The following is a 255-nucleotide window of genomic DNA, read 5'->3' as shown; positions in this document are numbered from 1 at the left end:
CATTGACGATGTTTTGGGTGATGCCGTTGGAAAAGGTGTTGCTGTGTTGAATAGTGATGTTGGTGGCTTGTGCTGCCGTCAATTTGTTCAAATTGAATGTGGAAGTGCCAACAGCTGGGAACCAGAGACCAACAGCACCAGTGAACGAAACATTGCGGACCAGCACGCCAGTCACATCGGGCAGTTTGCTGAAATCGAGGGACTGGGCGGTATTGCTCAACAACATTTGAACCGCTTCCACTTTGGTGATGACGC

General features: G+C 49.8%; 1 protein-coding gene. It reads right to left on the bottom strand.

What is annotated here, in order from left to right; genetic code table 11:
- Window positions 1-255 (bottom strand): hypothetical protein (locus tag H8L32_RS27460; RefSeq protein ID WP_186951033.1); only part of this gene is annotated, 255 nt, incomplete at both ends.

It is taken from the genome of Undibacterium hunanense (assembly GCF_014284335.1).
Lineage (GTDB): Bacteria > Pseudomonadota > Gammaproteobacteria > Burkholderiales > Burkholderiaceae_D > Undibacterium > Undibacterium hunanense.
This window is presented reverse-complemented; position numbering and strand designations above follow the sequence as displayed.